This is a genomic window from Streptomyces sp. NPDC001070 (genome assembly GCF_053598835.1).
The window spans coordinates 25,280-46,903 of the sequence record NZ_JBSFLB010000041.1 but is presented as its reverse complement, the minus strand read 5'-3'; the positions used below and the strand labels follow the sequence as shown (position 1 = coordinate 46,903).

Here is a 21,624-nt window from a genome sequence, read left to right as displayed (position 1 = left end):
AGGGCTGGAAATCCTCCGAGTTTTGACTCCGGACGACAATTTTTTGACCCTGGACGACATGGCCCTGATACGTTCGGCCGCTCTGCGGAACTTCCGCGCCGTCGTTGCCGAGCTCGGCGGGAACGCCGAGGCGCTGGCGTTCCAGGCGGGCCTCCCGGTGGCTGCGCTGGACGCCGACGAGATACTCGTCGACGGTGACGCGGTGGCCGCGGTACTGGAGCTCGCCGCCCTGAGCCTGACGTGCCCGGACCTGGGGCTGCGGCTGGCCGCGCGCCAGGACCTGGGTGTCCTGGGGCCGCTGGCGCTGGCGATCCAGAGTTCGCGGAGCGTCGCTGACGCGCTGGAGAGCACCTCCCGCTACCTGTACCTGCACGGACGGTCGCTGCGGCTCAGCGTGGAACCCGACCCGCGCCGCGCACGCGGGGTGGTCGCCGTGCGCTACGGCGGAGACGCAGCCCAGGCGCTCTCCGCGCAGAGCGTGGATCAGGCGCTCGGCTTCACCCACCGCGTGATCACGTGCCTGGTGGGCGGCCCGTACGGACTGCGCGGTGTCGAGCTGCAGCACCCACCGCTGGCCCCCGTCCGCGTCTACGAGTCGTTCTTCGGCGCCGAAGCACGATTCCGCCGGCCGGAGGGGCTGCTGCGTATGCCGCGCAGTTCACTGGCACTGCCGCTCAGCAGCCGCGACGAAACGTTGCGGGCACTCGCCCTGGCCTTCCTCGCCCAGCAGGCCCCGGAGCCGTCCGCGGAGCTGAGGCCACGGGTTCATGCCGCTCTCGCCCGGTCACTCGGCGCGGCCAACGCGTCCGGCATCGACCCGGTCGCGCGTCTGCTGTCGGTGCACCCGCGAACCCTCCAGCGCCGGCTCGCGGCTGAGGGCACCACGTTCGCCGCGATCCTCGACGACGTACGACGCGACACCGCCCGCCACTACCTCGCCGCCACCGACCTGCCGATGAACCAGATCGCGTCACTGCTGGGTCTGTCGGAGCAGTCCGCGTTCACCCGGTGCTGCCGCCGCTGGTGGAACCGATCCCCCTCACAGGTACGGCGCGACGCACGCCGGGACCGTAGCGGATAGTCCCCGGCGCAGTCCGTACCGGCGAACCCCCACCGAGCGGGCGCGCGGGCGGACCCTCGCATCGTCCTGAGGTTCCGCCCGGCACCCGGCAGCTGTGCCTGCGCCGTCGACGAAGGCGCGTCAGTGATGGTGGCCGTGCCGGCCGAGGGACTCCACGGGGGTCGCGCCGGGGCGGGTCCACTGCGGCACGGGGCGGCTGGTCGGGCCCCAGGTGGCCTTCCCGTCCGCGTCCGAGCGCCAGGACCAGCACGCGCTGCGTCCCTCGGGCCAGCCCTCCGGCTTGTCCTCCCACGCCTCGCCGCGGCCGTAGGGCGTCATGTCGAGCAGGGTCAAGGACCCGTTGACCGGCTCGTTGCCACGGCCCGTCGTGGCGTAGGTGAGGAACACGCGGTCGCCGTCGCGCAGGAAGCAGGTGAGGTAACCCATGCTGCCGCCGACCGGCGCCTCCACGTCGCGCACCGAGTACCAGGGCTGGGTGTAGCCCATGAACTCGACGTAGGAGGCCACCTCGTCCCACGGGCCCGTGGTGACGACGGCGAACGAGACGCCGCGGGCGTTGAGGTAGACGGCGTCCTTCAGGTGCCAGGCCGTGGTGGTGCAGCCCTCGCACTGCCCCTGGTGCGGCGCGCCGTCGTACCACATGTGCTTGTAGACCACGAGCTCGTCGCGGCCCTGGAACAGGTCGAGGAACGGGACCGGTCCGTCGGGTCCGACGACCTCGACCGAGCCGTCGAGCTCCACCATCGGCAGCCGGCGGCGGGCCGCGGCGAGGGCATCGCCCTCGCGGGTGTGGGCCTTCTCGCGGACCAGCAGCTCGTCACGGGCGGCCTGCCAGGTGGCCAGATCGACGACGGGCGGGCGGCCGGGCAGCGCGGTGGTCGGGTCGTCCGGCGTGGTCGTCATGGTGTCCTCCGAGATGTCTCGTGCCGGGCAGCGTCGTACGGCGTTCTACGACGGTCACCAGAACAGACTCGCGCCCCGGCGGGAACTCATCGCAGTGGGGTACGCCCTCGGCCGGGCCCGCACGGATCACCTCGGGCTGACAGGTCCATCGCCCCCATCCGCGCGGCAAGCCGTTCGGCCCGGCCGAGGCCGGCTACCGCAAGGCCCTCCACGACTACCGCGACATCAGATCCGGCCACCCGGACTCCCGCGCCGCCGCACGGGTGCCCGACCGGCTGAAGGCCTACTACGCGATGGTGGGCGCCGCCTACGGGCAGGAGGACTACTGCGCCGCGATACCGGGGCTGACGTACCTGCGCACAGTCCCGGCCACCATGGGCAGGAAGGAACTCGGCGCGCTGGCCGAGTGGCCCGACGACCGTCTGGCCACCTCCTTGTACGAATGCGGGTCGGACCACCTGGCCGGCAGAACCGCCGACTGGACGGAGCTCTTCGGCGACCTCCTGACCACCTTCCCCGACTCGGCACAGGCGGCGAAGGTCGCGCCGGCCGTCGGCTCTGCCGTGGACGGTGCCGCCAGGGCCGTGCGGGGCTCCGACCCGTGCGCGGCCGTCGAGCGGTTGCGCACCCTCGGCAGCCAGATCGGAGGCCTGCGGGGAGGTGCGGCGGGAGTGGCCGAGGCCCTCGCCGAGCACGCCGACCGGGCCGGAAGGAGCGCCGACTCGGGCGTCCACACCTGCGGGATCGACCAGTACAAGGACGGCGACTTCGACCAGGCGCGCGAGTCGATGAACCAGTTCGTCCGCGACCACAAGAGCGGCCGGAACCGGGCGATGGCGAAGAAGTTCGCCATCGCGGCGGAGATCGCGGACGAGCTGCCCGCGGCGGGCAAGCGCCTGCCCACGCTGGCGTCCGGCGGCAGCATCTCCGTCACGATCAAGAATGACAGCCCCCACGCCGTCACGGTGCTGTACACCGGCCCGGTGACCGGAAGCATCACGCTCAAGGCCTGCGGCGGCCGCACCTCCTACTCCCTCCCGGACAGCACGCTGCCGGGGTTCAAGCCCTGCCAGAAGAACGGCGGGAACTACCCGCAGCGGACCATCCGCCTGCCCGTCGGCACCACGTACTTCCTGCACAGGTCCACGGCGGCCGACGGCTCGACCCCCGCGTCCGACAAGGTCACCCTCAAGTCCGGCTACATCTACACCGAGTGCGCCTACACGACGAAGTCCCTGGGATTCTGACGAGCCGCCGCCCACGTCGCGGCGAGGCGGATCACGATGACCGGCGTGACCGTGACCGGGGGTTCTCGCGGGACTCGTGGTAACTCCGGTGAATTTCCGGGGCGGTTGAACACTCGGGGTGCCGCGTCCGTATGAGTCGGTGGCCTGTTGCGTCAGGCCGTCACCCATCGGGCGCACAGGAGGGTTTCCTTGGGACGCAATACGCGCAGACGTGCCACCGGCACTCGGAGCGGCACCTTTGTGGCGGTCGCCCTGATGCTGGGAGGCGGTGTCCTCGTCACGGCGAACGTGTTCGCCTCCGCGACCGAGGGAGACGCGACCGGCGTGTCGGCCGAGCCGTCGGCATCCTCGGGCTCGCAGGCCTTCACGGTCGACTGTCCGGACGTCGGCAACGAGCTGACCTCCGTCCCGGAGCAGGCGAAGGAGGACGTCGACAAGGAACTCGCCGGCCTGGACGCACAGATCGCCGAGGCCTACCAGCGGCTCAAGGAGTCCTCGGCGGCCCAGCAGCAGGACGCCGCCTTCGTCGACAACGCGATCCTGGGCCCGCTGAAGGACAAGCGCGCCGCGACGATCGCACGCATCGTGGAAGCCATCGACCGGGCCGGCGACCCTCCCCAGGGCGTCGACGGTCTCGCGCAGTGTACTCTGCGCCCGTCGGGCAACGAGGGCCGGCCGGGAAGCCAGCAGCCGACCGCGGGCGACGCCAACCAGGGCAACCAGGGAGGTCAGGGGGCCCCGGCCAACCAGGGCGGTGGGGGACAGGGCGGAAACGGCCCCGTCGCGGCGGACTACGCCGACATCATGAGCGTGAGCCCGAACGCACCGCGCGCACCGCAGCCGACGGACGCCTCTTCGGGTTCGTTCAGCTCCAGTTGCGGCGTGAACGCCAACGGCCTGTTCAACTCCGACAACATCATCGTCGCCCCCGGAGTGACCAACGGCGCCCACCACTTCCACGACTACATCGGCAACCAGTCCAACAACGGACTGGCCACCATCGACGACCTCCAGAAGGCCGACACCAGCTGCGAGGACAAGGGCGACAAGTCGTCGTACTACTGGCCGGTGCTGCGTCTGCAGAACGGCGCCAAGGAGCGGGACGCCGACGCCCCCGGCGGCGGAACCGAGGGCAACGCGGGCCAGATCGTCACCCCCAAGCAGGTCACGCTCACGTTCGTCGGCAACCCCGTCTCCAAGGTCACGCCCATGCCGCGCCTGCTGCGTATCATCACCGGTGACGCCAAGGCGTTCGTGAACGGCCCCGCCAACGCCAACGCCTCATGGAGCTGCACCGGTCACGAGGACCGGCAGCTGAAGGACAAGTACCCGCTCTGCCCCAGCGGCAGTGACGTGGTCCGCACCTTCAGGTTCCAGAGCTGCTGGGACGGCCAGAACGTCGACAGCGCCAACCACCGCACCCACGTGGCCTTCGCCGACGCCGCGGGCAACTGCCCCCAGGGCTTCCGCGCCATCCCGCAGCTGGTGCAGCGCATCGTGTACGGCGTCGACGCGCCGAGCCTCGGCGACGGCGGCCGCAGTGTCCCGCTCTTCGCGGTGGACTCCTTCCCCGAGAATCTGCACAAGCCGATCACCGACCACGGCGACTTCATCAACATCTTCGACGAGAAGCTGATGCAGGAGGTGGCGGACTGCATCAACGAGGGCCGCGTCTGCGGCGCCGGCAAGCAGCCGGCGGAGGAGCCCACGTCCGGCAACGGGAACGGGAACGGCAACGACAACGGCGATGACAACGGGAACGGCGGCGGCGCACAGGATCCCGGCGACGACGGGAACGGCGGCCAGGGTGCCGAGCCCCCGGCCGATACACCGGACGACGGGCAGAACGGAGGCGGCGCACCCACCGCTCCCGCCACGGTGACCCCCAAGGCCGCCCCGAGCCACACGGTGAACGAGAACCCGGCGGCCGAGCCGACCCGCACGGAGGAGCAGAACACCACGGCCGACCCGGCGGCCGGGGCCCCCGAGCACCACCACGGCACCCACGACCCGGCGTCGCCCGCACAGACCCCCGCCACCGGCGTGGTCGCCCCGAGCCCCGCCGGACAGGCCGACCAGCAGGCGATCAACGGCGGACTGGCCGACACCGGGGCCAACCTGTGGCCGGCCGCGCTCGGCGCGCTGCTCGCGGTCGCCGGATTCATCCTGCTCCGCCGCGTCAAGCGCGGCTCCCTGTAGCTCCGCCTCCGAGGAGGAGCCACCCGCGGGCTCTGTGGCGACCGGCACACCGCTCAGTCGCCACAGGCCCGCGGGATCGGCCCCCATGGCCCCCTAAGAAGCCGTGGGGGCCGATGCCGCTCCGGCGGCGACGTCCCGGGGGCCTGTTCCGGGGCGCTCACGTCTCCCGAGGCCGGGATGCGCGCCACCGTTCCGGCGTCCCGGAAGCGGCGGCGACTGCCGCCCGGCCGCGACGGCGCCGCGCACGCCGGCGGACATCACCGGCGCCGCCTATGCGACGGCTGCCGTCCGCCAATCGAGCACGGGGGAACCACCTTGAACCGCACACTCGCCCACCGCACTGCCGCGACCGCGCTGTCCGCCGCCGTCGCCACCACTCTGCTCGCCGTCGGCTCCGCCGACGCCGGGCCGCCGCGCCCGCCGCCCCGCATCCGGACAACGGCGGACGCGGGCCGCGACAGACCTCAGGAGAGGCGGCCGACGTGCGCGAGGGCCTGTCTCAACAGGACTCCCTGCCCGCCGGGCATCTCCTGCTGCAGTTGCGGTGACGACGCTTCCTGAGGGGTGAACCAGACCAGGTCGAGAGCGTCCTGCCGAGGGTGGCAGTCGCCCGCCACCGGGACGACATAGGCCAGGGAGACGGCGTGCTGCCGGGGGTCGTGGAAGGGCGTGACCCCCTGCGTCGGGAAGTACTCGGCGATGGTGAAGGGCTGCAGGGAGACCGGGATGCGCGGCAGTGCCATCGGGCCCAGATCCTTCTCCAGATGGCGGAGGAGCGCCTCACGGACGCGCTCGTGGTGGAGCACCCGGCCGGAGACGAGGGCGCGGCTGACGCTCCCGTCCGGTCCGATGCGGAGCAGAAGACCGACGTGCGTCACCTCTCCGCTGTCGTCGACCCGCACCGGCACGGCGTCGACGTACAGGATCGGCATACGTGCGCGGGTCAGCTCCAGGTCTTCGGGAGACAGCCAGCCGGGCGAGGTATCGGTCATGTCAGCCATCGAGTGATCGTAACGGGAGAGCCCGCGGCTCGGGGAGATCGTCGGCGCGGCGCCGCGAACCGGGGCAACCGTCGCCGAGGCGGGGAGTTGCCGGGGGCGGCTGTGACCGGGGGCGACTGGTCGGCTTCTCGCAGTACCCGTACGGTTCCGACACGAGGCCGACTTCTTCGACCGGCATCAGAGCTACGACCGCTGCTACACCGCCACGTATCTCGTGAACTGGCTCGTCACCGCTCTGTACGGATACCGGAGGGAGGACCGGGAGGGCCGCTACGCGCTGGTGCGCGCCTACGCGGAGGGCAAACGCCCCGCGGGAATCCCGGAGGCGGCCGCGGCGATCCTCGCCCGGCACGCGCCGATCGCCGCGGTGATGTCCGACTTCAACCGAAAGTTCCAGCGCGAGAGCAGGCAGACCCCGTACCCGCTCGAAGAGATCCGCCGGCTTGGCGGGACGTACAGCTCGTCCACCTGCTGACGGACGCCTCGCTCGAGGCCCGCACCCGATACGGGACGACAGCTCCTCCCGTTGCCGGCGGTCAGGCGTCCGGGCGGGTGCCGCGTGCGGCGCCCGCCGATGCGGCCACCACGCACAGCACCGCGATCCACTGCGACCAGCGCAGCGACTCCTGGAGCACGACGAGGCCGATGAGGGCCGCCATCGCCGGCTCGAGGCTCATCAGGATGCCGAACACGCGCGGCGGGATCCTGCGCAGTGCTTCCAGATCCAGCGAGTACGGGATCACCGACGACAGCAGTGCCACACCGAGTCCCACGACCAGGACCCACGGCTGAACCAGCGCCGTTCCGCTGTCGGCCACGCCGAACGGCACGGCCACCAGTGCCGCCACGGCCATTCCCAGGGCCAGACCATTGCCTTCCGTGGTGTGGCGGCCCAGCGCGGCGCCGACCAGGATGTACAGGCCCCAGCACGTTCCCGCGGCGAGGGCGAACAGAAGACCCGCGAGGTCGAGGTCGCCGCGTCCCTCCATCAGCAGGACCACACCGCCTGCCGCGAGCACGGCCCAGAACGCGTCCAGCCATCGCCTCGACCCGGCCAGGGCCACCGCCAGCGGCCCGAGGAACTCGACGGTCACCGCGATCCCCAGCGGGATCCGGGCCAGCGCCAGGTAGAAGCACAGGTTCATCGCGCCGAGTGTCACGCCGTAGCCGAGGACCACCGTCCACGTGCGACGATTCATACGCAGCGAGGGCCGCCACAACAGCATCAGCACCGCCGCGGCGAAGAACAGCCGCAACGCGACCGTCCCGAAGCTGCCCACTTCGCCGAACAGGTGCTTGGCCAGTGCCGAGCCCACCTGAACGCTGATGATGCCGAGCAGTACCAGTGCCGTCGGCGGGATCGCGTCGAAGGTACGTCCAGCCAGCGCGGTCAGGGCGGATCGGGGCGACGGGCCGCGTTCAGTCCTGTCGACGTTCATGATGGCCACGCGTGGATTGTCGACGATCAGGCGTCGCGCGGCACGTGGTTTTCCGGGGCTCCGGGACGCCGGGACCCGACTCCTCTCCTGCGTGTTCGGCCGTGCTGGGACCGGGCCGTGCTGTGACCGTCCGCCGATCCGGCCGCAATTCGCCTGACCCGGCCGCGGGTCAGGACACCACGGGTCGTGGTGGGGGTATACCGGGGAGGCAGCGGCAGCAATGGAGATCCGTTCCACGACCGACCAGGACCTCGACGTCTTCGCCTCTCCGCACTGCCTGCACTGGTTCTGACCGCGCGCCAGCCGACCCCGCGGAGTGTCGTGAGTAGTCATCTCATATGGCCAGCCTCGAACATGGTGGACGGAGGCGTCCGCGAGGAAGCATTTCGTCTGTCCCGAAAAGCGGGCGCTGTTCCGGGTGCGCTCTGGCTGCCGCCTTCCCCTTTCCCGTCGCCTCCTGCTCTGGTTCTGCTCGGACACGGAGGCAGCGGGCACAAGAGGAGCGAGCGGGTGAGCAGTCTGGCCCGCTGGTTCGCGTCACGCGTCGGAGTTGCCGCACTCGCGATCGATGGGCCGTATCACGGCGACCGTGTCCCCGGAGCGCTGTCGGCCGCCGAGTACCAGCCCCGCATCGTCGAAGAGGGGATCGAAGTCGTCCTCGATCGGATGACGGACGACTGGCGGACGGTTGTGGGTTCCCTCGGGGCACTGGGCATCGTGGACGCCGCCAACCTTGCTTACCTGGGCATGTCCATGGGGACGCGCTTCGGGCTTCCGCTGGCGGCTGCCCTGGGTGACCGAATCCGCTGTGTCGTCTTCGGCAAGTTCGGCCTCCGGCAAGGGCCCGGCATGCCCGTCGGCTTGAACGTGCCGCAACGCGTCGTGGCAGACGCGCGGCGGATCACCGCACCCGCTCTTTTCCACGTCCAGTGGCAGGACGAGGTCTTCCCCACGGAGGGCCAATTGGCGCTCTTCGAGGTGCTTGGATCGCCCGACAAGCAACTGATCGGCTACGCGGGCTCCCATGCGGAGACCAAGCCGGAAGCCATCGCGTGCTGGCGCGACTTCATCGCGCGCCACCTCCGCAACGGCGGGTCGGCAAGTCAGTGTTGACCGGATCGGCCACTGCCGGTGTCGAGATCGCTCACGGCTTGTACCGCGGTCGCGCAGTGAGGAAGCTCGGCCACCAGGGTGGGACGTTACCCGGGCACCAGGGGGCGGGGTAGGAGTCCGGCGTGCCGAGCCATGTCACGGGGAACCAGGTGAACCACAGGGTGAAGATGAGCCCTACGGTCAGTGCTGTCCGTCGGTGATGCGCGGCCGGCTGAAAACGGTGGCCCGGAACATCGTCGTCGACGGAAGCCGTAGCGCTGCCGCGCGGCGGGAGGCCGCGGCGGGTCCGGAGACCCTCGAGATCGTGCAGGCGGACCAGTCCGATGCGGTCATCGACGAAACGCTGACAACCAGCCTGCTGGGCCGGCTCTCGACAGCGCACCGCGAGGTGCTTGTGCACATGTACTTCCACGGCGGATCGATACAGGAAACGGCGCAGCTCCTGGGAGTGCCCGTCGGCACCGTGAAGTCGCGACAGCACTACGCGACAAGCAGGCTGCGGACGTACATGAGAAGAGAGAAGCTGACAACGATCTCCGCAGACGTGCGGAACATGCGCCGCGCCGGGTGAAGGTGCGGACCGCGCCGGTGGCCCGGCATGCGGTCGAGTGCGGCGCCAGGACCAGCACCCCCGTCGAGGTCCACGATCACCTGGCCGCTTCTGGTTCCGCCCACCGCTTCACGAGAAGCTTGTCAGAGCCGGCGGACGGCAAAAGGCGAAGGCAAGGAGATCTCTCTCCTCGCCACTCTCAACGTATAGCGCACCGGGGGGCTTGCGGCAAGACCCGGGTGGTGGCGCACAATCGTCCGCCGAGGCCACAACCTGCGGAAATGAGGGCAAGACGTGCGTGTGTTGTCGACGTATGGGGGACGCGGTGACGTCGAACCGGTAGTGGGACCGGCAGTGCGGTCACGAGCGCTCGGGGCGGTGGTGCGGGGGTGCGCGCCGCCCGGCTGGGCGGAGCGGCCGGCCGACTCGACAGAGGGCGGGCAGCCGGCCGTGCGACGGGACACGGCTGCCTCGGAGGTATCGCGATGACCGTGCAGTACGTGCGGGATCTGCGAGAGATCGGCGAGACGCAGGTCGCGGTCGTCGGCGGCAAGGGCGCGCACCTGGGCGGGCTGTCGCGGATCGAAGGCATCCGCGTGCCGGGTGGCTTCTGCGTGACGACGGACGCCTTCCGGCGGATCATGGCGGAAGCGCCGTCGATCGACGATCGGCTCGATCAGCTGTCGCGCCTGGACCCGGACGACCGGGACACGATCCGCAGGCTCAGCGCGCAGATCCGCCGGACCATCGAAGGGATCGCCGTCCCGGGCGATCTCGCGGCGGCGATCACCCGCGCACTCGCCCGGCTCGGCGAGCAGGCCGCCTACGCCGTCCGATCCAGCGCGACGGCCGAGGACCTGCCGACGGCCTCCTTCGCGGGCCAGCAGGACACATACCTGAACGTCGTGGGACCGACGGCGATACTCCAGCACGTCAGCCGGTGCTGGGCCTCGCTGTTCACCGAGCGGGCCGTCACCTACCGCCTGCGGAACGGCATCGACCATCGCACGGTCCACATGGCCGTGGTCGTGCAGCAGATGGTCTTCCCGCATGCGGCCGGCATCCTGTTCACGGCCGACCCCGTCACGGGCGACCGGAAGGTCGCCACCGTGGACGCCGGCTTCGGTCTCGGCGAGGCCCTGGTCTCCGGCCTGGTGAACCCGGACGTCTTCAAGGTGCGGCACGGCGAAGTCGTCGCCAAGACGATCGCCGCCAAACAGCGTGCCGTTCACGCCCTGCCCGGCGGCGGTACGCAGGAAGTGACGATCGACTCGCGGCGGCAGGAGCAGCCGGCGCTGACGGATGCGCAGGTCGTGCGGCTCGTGCAGCTCGGGCGGCGGATCGAAGCGCACTTCGGCCGCCCGCAGGACATCGAATGGTGCCTGGTCGACGACGGCTTCCGGATCGTTCAGAGCCGGCCCATCACGACGCTGTTCCCCATTCCCGAGGCCGGCGACCAGGAGAACCACGTCTACGTCTCCGTCGGCCATCAGCAGATGATGACCGACCCCATGAAGCCCCTGGGGCTCTCCATGTGGCAGCTGACGGCCATGGCACCGATGCACGCGGCCGGCGGGAGGCTGTTCGTCGACGTCACCCGGCGCCTGGCCTCGCCCGCGAGCCGCGCCGGCCTCCTGGAGGTCATGGGGAAGGGCGATCCGCTGGTCAGGGACGCCCTGGAGAGCGTCCTCGACCGCGACGATTTCGTCCCGTCGCTCCCGGACGCGGGTCCTGGCGGGCCGCCGGCCGGCGGCGCGTCCGCCCCGCTCGAGACCGATCCGGCCGTCGTCACCGAGCTGATCGAGCGCAGCCAGGCGTCCATCGCCGCCCTGGAGCGCGACATCCGGACGAAGACCGGACCGGCGCTGTTCGACTTCCTGCTGGAGGCCTTCGAGGAGCACAAGCGAGTCCTCGGCGATCCGCTGAACATGAAGGCGATCATGGCGGGGATGGAGGCCACCTGGTGGCTCAACGACAAGCTGCAGGAGTGGCTGGGCGAGAAGAACGCGGCTGACACGCTCACGCTGTCCGCGCCCGGCAACATCACGTCGGAGATGGGACTGGCGCTGCTCGACGTCGCGGACGTGATCCGCGCGCAGCCGGAGGTGGTGGCGTACCTCCAGGGCGTGGAGGACGAGGGCTTCCTGGACGAGCTGCCGAAGCTCGCCGGCGGGACCGAAGCGCGCGACGCCATCGAGGCCTACCTCGACCGGTACGGCATGCGCTGCGTCGGCGAGATCGACATCACCAGGCCGCGTTGGCGCGAGCGTCCCACCACGCTCGTGCCCGTGATCCTCGACAACGTCAGGAACTTCGAACCGGGGGCCGCCGAGCGGCGCTTCGAGGAAGGCCGGCAAAAGGCGCGGCAGAAGGAGCAGGACGTGCTGTCACGCTTGCGGGCACTTCCGGACGGGGACCGGAAAGCCGACGAGGCCAAGCGGATGATCGACCGGGTCAGAACCTTCATCGGGTACCGGGAGTACCCGAAGTACGGCATCATCTCCCGCTACTTCGTCTACAAGCAGGCCCTGCTGGAGGAGGCCGAGCGCCTCGTGCAGGCCGACGTGCTTCCTGAGCGGGAGGACATCTTCTACCTCACGTTCCAGGAACTCCACGACGTCGTGCGCTCGAACCAGGTGGACGGCCGGCTCATCCAGCAGCGCAAGGACGCGTTCCGGTCGTACCACGCGCTCACACCGCCACGGGTGCTCACATCGGATGGCGAGGCCGTCACCGGGGCGTACCGGCGCGACGACGTGCCGGCCGGCGCGCTGATCGGCCTCCCGGTCTCCGCCGGGACCATCGAGGGGAGGGCCCGCGTCATCCGTGACATGGCGGAGGCCGATCTCGAAGCGGGCGACATCCTGGTCACGGGCTTCACGGACCCCAGCTGGTCGCCGCTGTTCGTCGGAATCGCCGGCCTGGTGACGGAGGTCGGCGGTCTGATGACCCATGGCGCAGTGATCGCCCGGGAGTACGGCCTGCCGGCCGTCGTGGGCGTGGAGCAGGCCACCCGGCTGATCCGGGACGGGCAGCGGATCCGTGTGCACGGAACCGACGGGTACGTCGAGATCCTGCCTTGACCGGCCGCACCGAGAAGGCCCGGCGGTAGCGTCCGGCCGAAACGACGCCGAGCAGTTCACGACCGCCCCGCGACCGCCGCCCGCAACGCGCACACGCGGAGACGACCCGTAACTGTTCGTCACCTGGGAAGTGCCTCTTCCGGCTACCACGTGCAGGGACCCGGGGCGCCGGTGGAGCCACGCGCGGTACCAGGACCGAAGCGCTTGACCCTCACGTGGCGTCATGCCGCATTGTCGGTGGCGTGGAGGAACACCTGACCGTGGGACGCGTGGCCCAACTGGCCTGCGTGAGCGTCCGCACACTGCATCACTACGACGAGATCGGCCTCGTGCAGCCGTCCGCGCGGACCTCGGCCGGATACCGGGCCTACTCGGCGGGCGACGTGGAGCGCCTGAGGGAGGTGCTCGCCTACCGGCGGCTGGGCTTCGGTCTGCGCGAGATCGCGGATCTCGTCGACGACCCGACCACCGACGCGGTCGCGCACCTGCACCGGCTGCGCGGCCTGCTGCTCGACCAGCGCGACCGCGCTGCCGCCATGGTGACGGCCATAGACAGGGAACTGGAGGCACGGGCAATGGGGATCAGGACGACACCGGAGGAACAACTGAAAGTATTCGGCGCACAGTTGTACGAAGTCATCGGGTCCGCCTACCCGGCGACCCGACGCACCGAGCCGCGGATCGCCGCGAGGGTCTGGGATGCGCTCGGGGACGCGCGGACGGTACTGAACGTGGGCGCCGGCACCGGCTCCTACGAACCCCCGGACCGCGACGTGACCGCGGTGGAACCGTCGGCGGTCATGCGGGCGCAGCGCCCCGCGGGCGCGGCGCCGTGCGTGGCCGCCGTCGCGGAGAGCCTCCCGTTCGAGGACCGGTCCTTCGACGCCGCGATGGCTTTCAGCACCGTTCACCACTGGCAGGACCCGATCGCCGGGCTGCGCGAGATGCGGCGAGTGGCCCGGCGCGTGGTCGTGTTCACGCACGACGCCAGTGACACCGGCTGGCGTCACCGGTTCTGGCTCACCCGCGACTACCTGCCCGAGGTCGCAGGCCTGGTCGCCGGCCGGCCCTCGGTGGACCAGCTGGCCGGTGCGATCGGGGCCCGCATGGAGCCGGTGCTCGTCCCGTGGGACTGCGCTGACGGCTTCTTCGAGGCCTACTGGCGCCGGCCCGAGGCGTACCTGGACGAACGTGTGCGCCGCGCGATATCGGTATGGACCAGAGTCGGGCCGGAGGCCGAGCATCGGGCGGTGAACAGGCTTCGCGACGACCTTTCCTCAGGCCGGTGGGCCGAGCGCAACCGCGACCTCGTCGCCCTCGACGCGGCAGAGCTGGGCCTTCGCCTACTCGTGGCCTGAACCGTCGTGCGCGAGGGCCGCGCCGGCGCGCCACCCGGTCGGCGTCCGGCGCGGCATGCCGTCCGCCCCGGGCTATTTCCGGCCCGCCGCCCCGCGCGCGTTGGCGGCCGCGTGGTGCAGCGAACGCCACCCCACCACCGCCCAGGCGGCCACGAGTACCGGGTAGAGGGCCACGGCAAGCCAGACGAACACCTGCGAGCCGGTGCGGCCGGCGAGGGCGCCGGTGCCGGTGACGCAGGCGCCGAGGGGGAAGATGAACGACCACCAGGTGGGCGCGAAGTCGAGCCCCGCCCGGACCTGCCGTACGGTCAGCGCCACGGCGAGTACCAGCCACAGCATGGCGAAGCCCCACAGCCCGATTCCGCCCAGCAGCGCCGCGACCGCCGTGCCCCGCGCGTACGGCGCGGGCAGCGCGCTCGGTGCCGCCGTGGCCAGTGCGCCGAGCGCCGTCACCGCCTGGCTCACGGCCCCCAGGCCGATCCACACCGTGGGCACGACCGTACCGGTGGGCGCGGCGTGGTGGATCAGCCTGCTGTAGACCATGGCCAGCACCAGCAGGACCGCCACCAGGCCGAGCCCGAACATCGCGTAGCAGCCCAGCAGCAGGGCCAGCCGCGCCTGCCCGGCCGGGGCGTGCGGGACGAGCAGCGCGCCCGTCGCGGCCGACACCAGCGGCGGCACCACCGGCATCAGCCAGCCGCCGAACGCCGCGTCCGGCGAGAAGCGGTGCCGAGTGACCATCAGGTACGGCACGGTGCAGGCGGCGGCGAGACCGAGCGCGGTACCGAGCGACCACAGCACCCAGTCCACGTCCAGTGCCGCCCGTGCCCCGAGCACGGGCCGACCGAGCAACTGAGCCCCGGCGCCGACCGTGAGCAGCGCCATCGGCGGCGCGCCGAGGAACTGGGCCTGCGTCGGATCGGCGGCGTGCGTCCGCAGTGCCCGCTGCCGGACGTAGCCGGCGGTCAGTGCGAGGAGCAGCAGCGCGGCGGCCGCCCACACCACCGTGGCCGCCTCCCGCAGGCCGGGGAAGCTGCGCGGGAGGGTGACCGAGGCGTTGGCGACGATTTCGGTGCCCATGACGGCCGCGAACCAGCTGGGGATGAGCAGCCGACGCCCCGTTCCGTTCCCCGCGGGCAGCCGGGGACGGGCATGAACGGCGTGCCTGGGGCCCGAGTCGTTCCTGGACGGGACGGCTGGGGCGCTGCTCGGGTGGGATGTCACGGCGTGGGACGCTCTTTCCTCGTCTTGCGAATCACCGTCGGCAAGCGCCGACCGGCGGCCCAGGCCCACCAGCTCGCGGGTCGCGGCCGAGTCGGGCGGCCCGTTGGCGGTACGAGGCTACGGTGACCTCCCGTTCCCGGCGCACAACCGCGTCTGCCATGACGCCCCCACATCAGGACACTCGACATCGGCCGTCACGCCTCGGCTGCAAGAGGGGCGGAATTTCACGCGGAGGCCCGCCCGGCTGTGCGATGTCCTGATGTGGTGCCGTTGTGGCATACCGCGTGCCTCTACCGGTTTCCGCGATGTCCTAGCGTCGAAGTGGAAGCGCGATCCTTGGGCGCGATGGGGATGGCCGTGCCGTCCGGCCGCCTCCGCCATCGGCCCTTCCGAATGAGAAAGAAGGCGTTCCGCACAGTGGCGTCGAAATCACGCGCCGGAGAGCCGGTGCTCCATGGGCCGGAATTCGGCCTCAACGAATGGCTCGTGGACGAACAGTACGAGCGGTACCTGAACGACCCGGGCTCGGTCGACCGGACCTGGAGGGACTTCTTCGCCTCCCCGGCCCCCGCGGCCGGTCGCCGGGCAGGCAACGGCACGCCGCCGACCGGGCATCACGGTACGGACGACGCCGCGATCAAGGCCGTCCGGGTCGCCGGACTGATCCACGCGTACCGAGTCCGCGGACACCTGGTCGCCGACACCGACCCGCTCGCGGCAGAGCCGGCGGCCGCACACCCCGAGCTCGACATCACGGCGTTCGGCCTCGGGGACGGCGACCTGGACAGAGAGTTCGTCGTCGACGGCTTCGCCGGGCGCTCCACCATGACTCTCCGCGATGTGCTGAATGCTCTGCGGGAATCCTACTGCCGCACCGTCGGCACGGAATACATGCACATTCAGACCTCCGGGGAACGCGGCTGGATTCAGCAGCGGATCGAAGCGTCCCAGCCCCGGCCGGACCGCGCCGAGCAATTGCAGATCCTCTACCGGCTGGGCGCGGCGGAGGCCTTCGAGACCTTTCTGCAGACCAAGTACGTCGGCCAGAAAAGGTATTCCCTGGAGGGCGGGGAGTCGGCGATCGTGCTCCTCGACGCCCTGCTGCTCCGCTCCATCAGGCAAGGCGTGGGGGAAGCCGTCATCGGAATGGCGCACCGGGGCCGGCTCAACGTTCTGGCCAACATCATCGGCAAGTCCTACACCGAGATCTTCCACGAGTTCGAGGACGCCGTGGACATGCGGTCGGCCCAGGGATCCGGGGATGTGAAGTACCACCTCGGCGCGGAGGGGACCTACCGTGCCCTGGACGGCGGCACGATCGCCGTCTCCGTCGTGGCGAACCCCTCGCACCTGGAGATCGTGGGGCCGGTGGCCCAGGGAGTCGTGCGCGCCAAGCAGGACAGCGCCGCAGAGCGCGGCGAGGCCTTCCCCGTACTGCCGATCGTCGTCCACGGCGATGCAGCGTTCGCCGGTCAAGGCGTGGTCTCCGAGACGCTGAACATGTCACAGCTGCCGGGCTACCGCACCGGCGGCACGGTTCACATCGTCATCAACAACCAGCTCGGCTTCACGACCACGGCGGCCAGCGGCCGTTCGAGCACCTATGCCACCGATGTGGCAAGGACGGTCGAGGCCCCGATCCTCCACGTCAACGGGGACGACCCCGAGGCCGTCGTCCGGGTCGCGCGCCTGGCCTTCGACTACCGTCAGGCGTTCCACAAGGACGTCGTCATCGATCTCATCTGCTACCGGCGCCACGGGCACAGCGAGGTCGACGACCCGTCCATCACACAGCCGGCGATGTACGACCGGATCGACGGCAGGGCGTCGGTACGCAAGCTGTACGCCGAGGCGCTGGTCCGCCGAGGGGACATCGACGAGCGGCAGGTGGAGGGCGCGCTGCGGGACTACCAGCAGCACCTCGAACGGGCCTTCGTCGAGACCCGGGCGCTGCCGGGGCCCGGCTCCCCGCCGCCTGTCACCCCCGTGGACGCCGCAGCGGGAGCCGCCCCCCGGGTGGCGACTGCGATCACGGAGGCGACCGCCCGGCACGTCATCGCCTCCCAGACCGGTCAGCCCGCCGGCTTCACCGTGCACTCGCGCGTTCTGCCGCAGCTCCAGAGGCGCACCACGATGCTGGACGCGGGAACGATCGACTGGGCCACCGCGGAAACCCTCGCCCTGGGCTCCCTGCTGCTGGACGGGGTCCCGGTGCGGCTGGCCGGTCAGGACTCCCGCCGCGGCACCTTCGGCCAGCGGCACGCCGTGCTCACCGACCGGCGCACCGGACTGGAGCACACACCGCTGAACTCCCTCGGCTCGCGGGCCGCCGGCTTCACTCCCTACGACTCGATGCTGTCCGAGCTGGCGGCGCTGGCCTTCGAATACGGCTACTCGCTGGCGCGGCCCGACACCCTGGTGCTGTGGGAGGCCCAGTTCGGCGACTTCGCCAACGGCGCCCAGACGGTCGTCGACGAGTACATCGCGTCGTCCGAGCAGAAGTGGGGACAGCGCTCCGGTGTGACGCTGCTGCTGCCGCACGGCTTGGAGGGACAGGGACCGGACCACTCCTCCGCCAGGATCGAGCGGTTCCTCCAGCTGTGCGCGCAGGAGAACATGACCGTGGCCGTGCCGTCCGTGCCGGGGAACTACTTCCATCTGCTCAGGCAGCAGGCGCTGGGCGAGCACAAAAGGCCACTGGTCGTCTTCACCCCGAAGTCGATGCTGCGGCTGAAGGAGGCGACCTCGGAACTGGCGGAGCTCACCACCGGCGCGTTCCGGCCGGTCATACCGGACGGGACGGCGGACGCCGCCCGGATCAGGCGCGTGCTGGTGTGCTCGGGCAAGGTCTTCTACGACCTGGACGCCCACCGGCGGCGGTCGGACCTGACCGACACCGCGATCGTCCGTGTGGAGCGTCTCTACCCGTTCCCGGAGGAAGAGCTCAGCGCGGAGCTCGCCCGCTTCCCCGCCGACGCCGAGGTGCGATGGGTGCAGGAGGAGGCCGAGAACCAAGGGGCCTGGACCTTCATGGCGCCGCACATGCACCGGCTGGCCGGCCGCCCCGTCGGATGCGTCAGCCGGCCGCAGGCCCCGGCCCCCGCGGTGGGCTCCGCCCGGCGCCATGCGGGCGAGCAGAAGGACCTCGTGGAGTCCGCCTTCCGCTGACCGCTCCGCCCGCAACGGCGCCGTGGAGCACCGGCTGTCGTCCCGGACACCCCTCGGACCGGATCCGAGGGGTGTCCGGTCGTATGCGGGCTCGTACCCCGGCGCCGGGACGGACGGGTCGGCGGAGCCGGCCACGTTCGTGCCCTCCGGAAAGGCCCCTCCGCACCTCGGCAACCCCCGGGACTGCGACGTGCCGGCCTGTGCCGCCCCGCGGGGCAGTCGTGCCGCCCGGCCCAGCCGGCTGCCGCACCTTGCTACCGGAAGGGCCCGCTCGTGGACGGCGGCGCCCTGATCTGCCGCACGCGGCCGGCGAGGTCGGCGCAGCGGTCCCGGACCTGAGACCGGTGCGCCCCGCCGCTGCTACCCGCACCAGCGACGTGCGACCCGCTGCCGGGATGGCAGCGGGTCGCACGTCGAGCGGTGCCGGAGGATCGGCGGCGGCGGGTCAGGTCGCGCGCTGCCCGACCTTCTCCCGCACCGTCGGGGCCTCGGCTGCCGGTGTGCGGATCCCGGTGAATCCGAGCAAGGCGCCGAAGGCGGTCAGGGCCGCGGCGATGCCGAAACTGAGGGCGTAGCCGCGCACGGTGGCGGTCACCGGGTCGGCGCCCGCGTGCCGCAGGACGGCGGCGTGGCTGGTGCCGACGGAGACCAGGGCGGCCAGCCCGATGGCGCTGCCGATCTGCATGGACGCGTTGTTCATGCTGGTGGCGATCCCCGCGTCCTCACCCGTGGCGCCGTCGACTCCGGCGACGGTGGATCCGACGAGGACCAGGCCGCCTCCCAACGGCACGAGGATCAGCCCGGGCAGCACATCGGCCACATAGGAGCCGTGCGCGCTCAGCCCGGCGAGGAGAACGTAGCCGGCCGTGGAGATCGCGAGCCCTCCTCCGTTCAGGGCCCGCAGCCCGAAGAGGGGGAGCAGGCGTGGTGCGATCACGGTGGCGCTGAAGAAGATGACCAGCCCGAACGGTATGAAGGCGAAGCCGGTCGCCAGCGTGGAGAAACGCAGTACGTGCTGCACATACAGGCTCAGTGAGAAGAAGAACGTGGCGAATCCGACGTAATAGCAGATGCGGACCACGTTGGCGATGCTCCGGTTGCGGGAACGCAGGAACGCGAGGGGCACCAGCGGCTGCGCCACCCGGGCTTCGACCAGCACGAATCCGATCAGGAGGACCACACCGATCCCCACGCAGCCCAGGACCGGGAGCGAGAGCCACGCGTGGTCGCCCTTCTCCAGCAGGCCGAACACGACCAGGAGCAGGCCGGCGGTCACCAGGACGGCTCCCAGGACGTCGGGCCGCCCGCGCCGGGCGGCGGCCCGGCTCTCGGAGACCAGCTTGGGGGTGGCGAGAAACGCGACAGCGGCGATGGGCAGGTTGACGAAGAAGATCCAGCGCCAGGACGCGATGTCGGTGAGGACACCTGAGAGCACGACGCCCAGAGCCACGCCGACTCCGGCGAGGCCGCTCCAGACGGCCATCGCCCGCGCCCTTTCCCGCGGCCTGGTGAACAGCAGCGTGACCAGGGACAGCGCCGCCGGGCTGACGAGCGCCGCTCCGATGCCCTGCACGAAGCGGCTGGCGACGAGCACACCGGCCTGCTGCGCTGCTCCGGCGCTCGCGGACGCGAGCGTGAAGATCGCCAGACCCGTCAGGAACAGCCGCCTGCGGCCCAGCAGATCGCCCAGGCGCCCACCGAGCATCAGCAGTCCGCCGTAGGTGACGGTGTAGCCGTTGACGATCCACGCGAGGCCGGTGGTCGTGAAGCCCAGATCCCGCTGGATGGGGGGAAGCGCGACGTTGACCACCGTCACGTCGAGCAGCAGCATCACCTGCACGAGGCAGATGATCCCGAGCGCGCGCCATCTGCGCGGATCGGGTTCGGGAGTCGGACTGGTCGAAGTCATCGCTGATCGCATTCTGTTCGGCCGGGCTGCACCGTGCGCCTTGGACGCCCCCGTACGGGGCGAGGCTTCAGGCAGGCCCGATCCCCGGGCATTTCCTGAAGCTTCAACTCGCAGGGGCCGCACGGGCTTGGCCGCAGCTTCGGACAGCGATGGTGCACATTCAGCCCTCAGGCGGCGGTCAGGAGGGGACCCAGGATCCGCCGCCGCATCCACCGCACACGCCCTGCCGAACCGGCCCGAGCCGGCCACCAACCCACCTCCGGGGGCGGCCCGTTGCGCCTGGTCACCGGGAGCGCGCCTCGGTCGCCGCGCCCTTCGCGCCCACGCCGGTCGTCCGGAAGCTGGCCCGGAACGCACCCGGCGTCACGCCCAAGTGCCGCATGAACGCCCTGCGGAGCGACTCGGGTGAGCCGAAGCCCGTGCGCCGCGCCACCACCGCCATGGGGTCGTCACCCGTCTCCAGCATCACCTGGGCGGCCTCCAGCCTGACCTGCTCCACATACCGGGCCGGAGTGGTTCCCACCTCTTCGTAGAACAGTCGCGTCACGTGACGGACGCTGACACCCGCCCTGCGGGCCATGGCCGGCAGTGTGTGATCGCCGCCGGGGTTCTCTGCGACCGCGTCCAGAACCCCGCGGAGCATCTCCTGGCGCGCGTGCGGGACCCGGGAGCGGACGCTGAACTGGGACTGGCCGCCGGGTCGCTGCATGAAGACGACCATGTCCTTGGCGACCGCCCGAGCGACCTCCGCACCGCAGTGTTCCTCGACGAGCGCCAGGGACAGGTCGATACCGGCACTGACGCCCGCCGACGTCATCATCTGCCCGTCCCGTACGAAGATGGCGTCCGGTTCGACCCGTACGGACGGGAAACGCAGCGCCAGTTGCCGTGAGTGCCGCCAGTGCGTCGCGGCCCGGCGGCCGTCCAGAAGCCCGGCCGCGGCCAGCAGAAACGCCCCCGTGCACACCGATGCCGTGCAGTCGGCCTTCTCGCTCAGGTGCCGGACGACTTCCAGGAGCGCGTCGTCCTTGATCACGGTTTCCCATTCCGGGCCGCCCGGGATCACCAGGACGTCGCACGGCTCACGCACGTCGTCGACGGAAAGGTCGGCGCTGAGACGGGTTCCGGCAGAGGTGACCACATCGGCCCCGTCCTCGGACACGATCTGCACCCGGTACCGCCCGCCGAACTCGTTCGCCGACGTGAACACCTCGATGGGCCCGGTCACGTCGAGCAGCCGCACCCCGGGGAAGACGAAAACCGTCACGGTGAGCGGACCCGTTCCGGGGTGCTTGCGGATCATCGGATACCTCCGGGCCGTGCGCGGTGCGAACACCGGATCGAGAGGG

General features: G+C 71.0%; 15 protein-coding genes. 9 read left to right on the top strand and 6 right to left on the bottom strand.

Annotation, left to right across the window (positions count from 1 at the left end; translation table 11 throughout):
- Positions 1-58 precede the first annotated feature (58 nt).
- Positions 59-1,081 (top strand): AraC family transcriptional regulator ligand-binding domain-containing protein, encoded by a 1,023-nt coding sequence (locus tag ACWDAS_RS35855; protein ID WP_450399226.1) that lies wholly within the window; start codon positions 59-61, stop codon positions 1,079-1,081.
- Between the two features lie 120 nt (positions 1,082-1,201).
- Here the strand turns inward: ACWDAS_RS35855 and ACWDAS_RS35850 are convergent, their stop codons facing one another.
- The gene (locus ACWDAS_RS35850) at positions 1,202-1,984 is read right to left on the bottom strand and encodes a DUF899 domain-containing protein (protein ID WP_450399225.1); all 783 of its coding nucleotides are present in this window, start codon (positions 1,982-1,984) and stop codon (positions 1,202-1,204) included.
- A gap of 263 nt (positions 1,985-2,247) precedes the next feature.
- On the opposite strand from ACWDAS_RS35850, the gene ACWDAS_RS35845 reads away from it, so the two are divergent.
- Both ACWDAS_RS35845 and ACWDAS_RS35840 read left to right on the top strand, forming a co-directional pair.
- Positions 2,248-3,231, top strand: coding sequence for a hypothetical protein (locus ACWDAS_RS35845; RefSeq protein ID WP_450399224.1), 984 nt, complete (start codon positions 2,248-2,250; stop codon positions 3,229-3,231).
- A 255-nt stretch (positions 3,232-3,486) separates the two neighbouring features.
- Entirely contained in the window at positions 3,487-5,430 is a 1,944-nt protein-coding gene (locus ACWDAS_RS35840) for a DUF1996 domain-containing protein (protein WP_450399271.1), read from the top strand.
- A gap of 464 nt (positions 5,431-5,894) precedes the next feature.
- Here the strand turns inward: ACWDAS_RS35840 and ACWDAS_RS35835 are convergent, their stop codons facing one another.
- Entirely contained in the window at positions 5,895-6,422 is a 528-nt protein-coding gene (locus ACWDAS_RS35835) for an NUDIX hydrolase family protein (RefSeq protein ID WP_450399269.1), read from the bottom strand.
- A gap of 223 nt (positions 6,423-6,645) precedes the next feature.
- Here ACWDAS_RS35835 and ACWDAS_RS35830 point away from each other — a divergent pair, with 223 nt between their 5' ends.
- Positions 6,646-6,906 (top strand): hypothetical protein, encoded by a 261-nt coding sequence (locus ACWDAS_RS35830; protein WP_450399221.1) that lies wholly within the window; start codon positions 6,646-6,648, stop codon positions 6,904-6,906.
- A 61-nt stretch (positions 6,907-6,967) separates the two neighbouring features.
- Here the strand turns inward: ACWDAS_RS35830 and ACWDAS_RS35825 are convergent, their stop codons facing one another.
- Complete coding sequence (locus tag ACWDAS_RS35825) at positions 6,968-7,870, bottom strand: EamA family transporter (RefSeq protein WP_450399266.1); 903 nt, start codon at positions 7,868-7,870, stop codon at positions 6,968-6,970.
- A gap of 510 nt (positions 7,871-8,380) precedes the next feature.
- Between ACWDAS_RS35825 and ACWDAS_RS35820 the strand changes: the two genes are divergently transcribed.
- The 4 genes from ACWDAS_RS35820 (at position 8,381) to ACWDAS_RS35805 (ending at position 13,974) form a co-directional block, all read left to right on the top strand.
- Entirely contained in the window at positions 8,381-8,983 is a 603-nt protein-coding gene (locus ACWDAS_RS35820) for a dienelactone hydrolase family protein (protein ID WP_450399220.1), read from the top strand.
- A gap of 199 nt (positions 8,984-9,182) precedes the next feature.
- Entirely contained in the window at positions 9,183-9,554 is a 372-nt protein-coding gene (locus ACWDAS_RS35815; protein ID WP_450399218.1) for a sigma factor-like helix-turn-helix DNA-binding protein, read from the top strand.
- Positions 9,555-10,018: 464 nt separating this feature from the next.
- Positions 10,019-12,616 (top strand): rifamycin-inactivating phosphotransferase, encoded by a 2,598-nt coding sequence (gene rph / locus ACWDAS_RS35810; protein WP_450399217.1) that lies wholly within the window; start codon positions 10,019-10,021, stop codon positions 12,614-12,616.
- A 242-nt stretch (positions 12,617-12,858) separates the two neighbouring features.
- Complete coding sequence (locus tag ACWDAS_RS35805; RefSeq protein ID WP_450399214.1) at positions 12,859-13,974, top strand: MerR family transcriptional regulator; 1,116 nt, start codon at positions 12,859-12,861, stop codon at positions 13,972-13,974.
- Between the two features lie 72 nt (positions 13,975-14,046).
- On the opposite strand, the gene ACWDAS_RS35800 is transcribed toward ACWDAS_RS35805, so the two are convergent.
- Positions 14,047-15,054 carry an SLAC1 family transporter gene (locus ACWDAS_RS35800; protein ID WP_450399212.1) on the bottom strand — a complete coding sequence of 336 codons (1,008 nt, stop codon included), beginning with the start codon at positions 15,052-15,054 and terminating at the stop codon, positions 14,047-14,049.
- 489 nt (positions 15,055-15,543) lie between these two features.
- Between ACWDAS_RS35800 and ACWDAS_RS35795 the strand changes: the two genes are divergently transcribed.
- Complete coding sequence (locus tag ACWDAS_RS35795; protein ID WP_450399209.1) at positions 15,544-18,366, top strand: multifunctional oxoglutarate decarboxylase/oxoglutarate dehydrogenase thiamine pyrophosphate-binding subunit/dihydrolipoyllysine-residue succinyltransferase subunit; 2,823 nt, start codon at positions 15,544-15,546, stop codon at positions 18,364-18,366.
- Positions 18,367-18,811: 445 nt separating this feature from the next.
- On the opposite strand, the gene ACWDAS_RS35790 is transcribed toward ACWDAS_RS35795, so the two are convergent.
- Both ACWDAS_RS35790 and ACWDAS_RS35785 read right to left on the bottom strand, forming a co-directional pair.
- Positions 18,812-20,275 (bottom strand): MFS transporter, encoded by a 1,464-nt coding sequence (locus ACWDAS_RS35790; RefSeq protein ID WP_450399207.1) that lies wholly within the window; start codon positions 20,273-20,275, stop codon positions 18,812-18,814.
- Positions 20,276-20,558: 283 nt separating this feature from the next.
- On the bottom strand, positions 20,559-21,578 hold the full coding sequence (locus ACWDAS_RS35785; RefSeq protein ID WP_450399206.1) for a GlxA family transcriptional regulator: 1,020 nt from the start codon (positions 21,576-21,578) through the stop codon (positions 20,559-20,561).
- Positions 21,579-21,624: the final 46 nt, after the last annotated feature.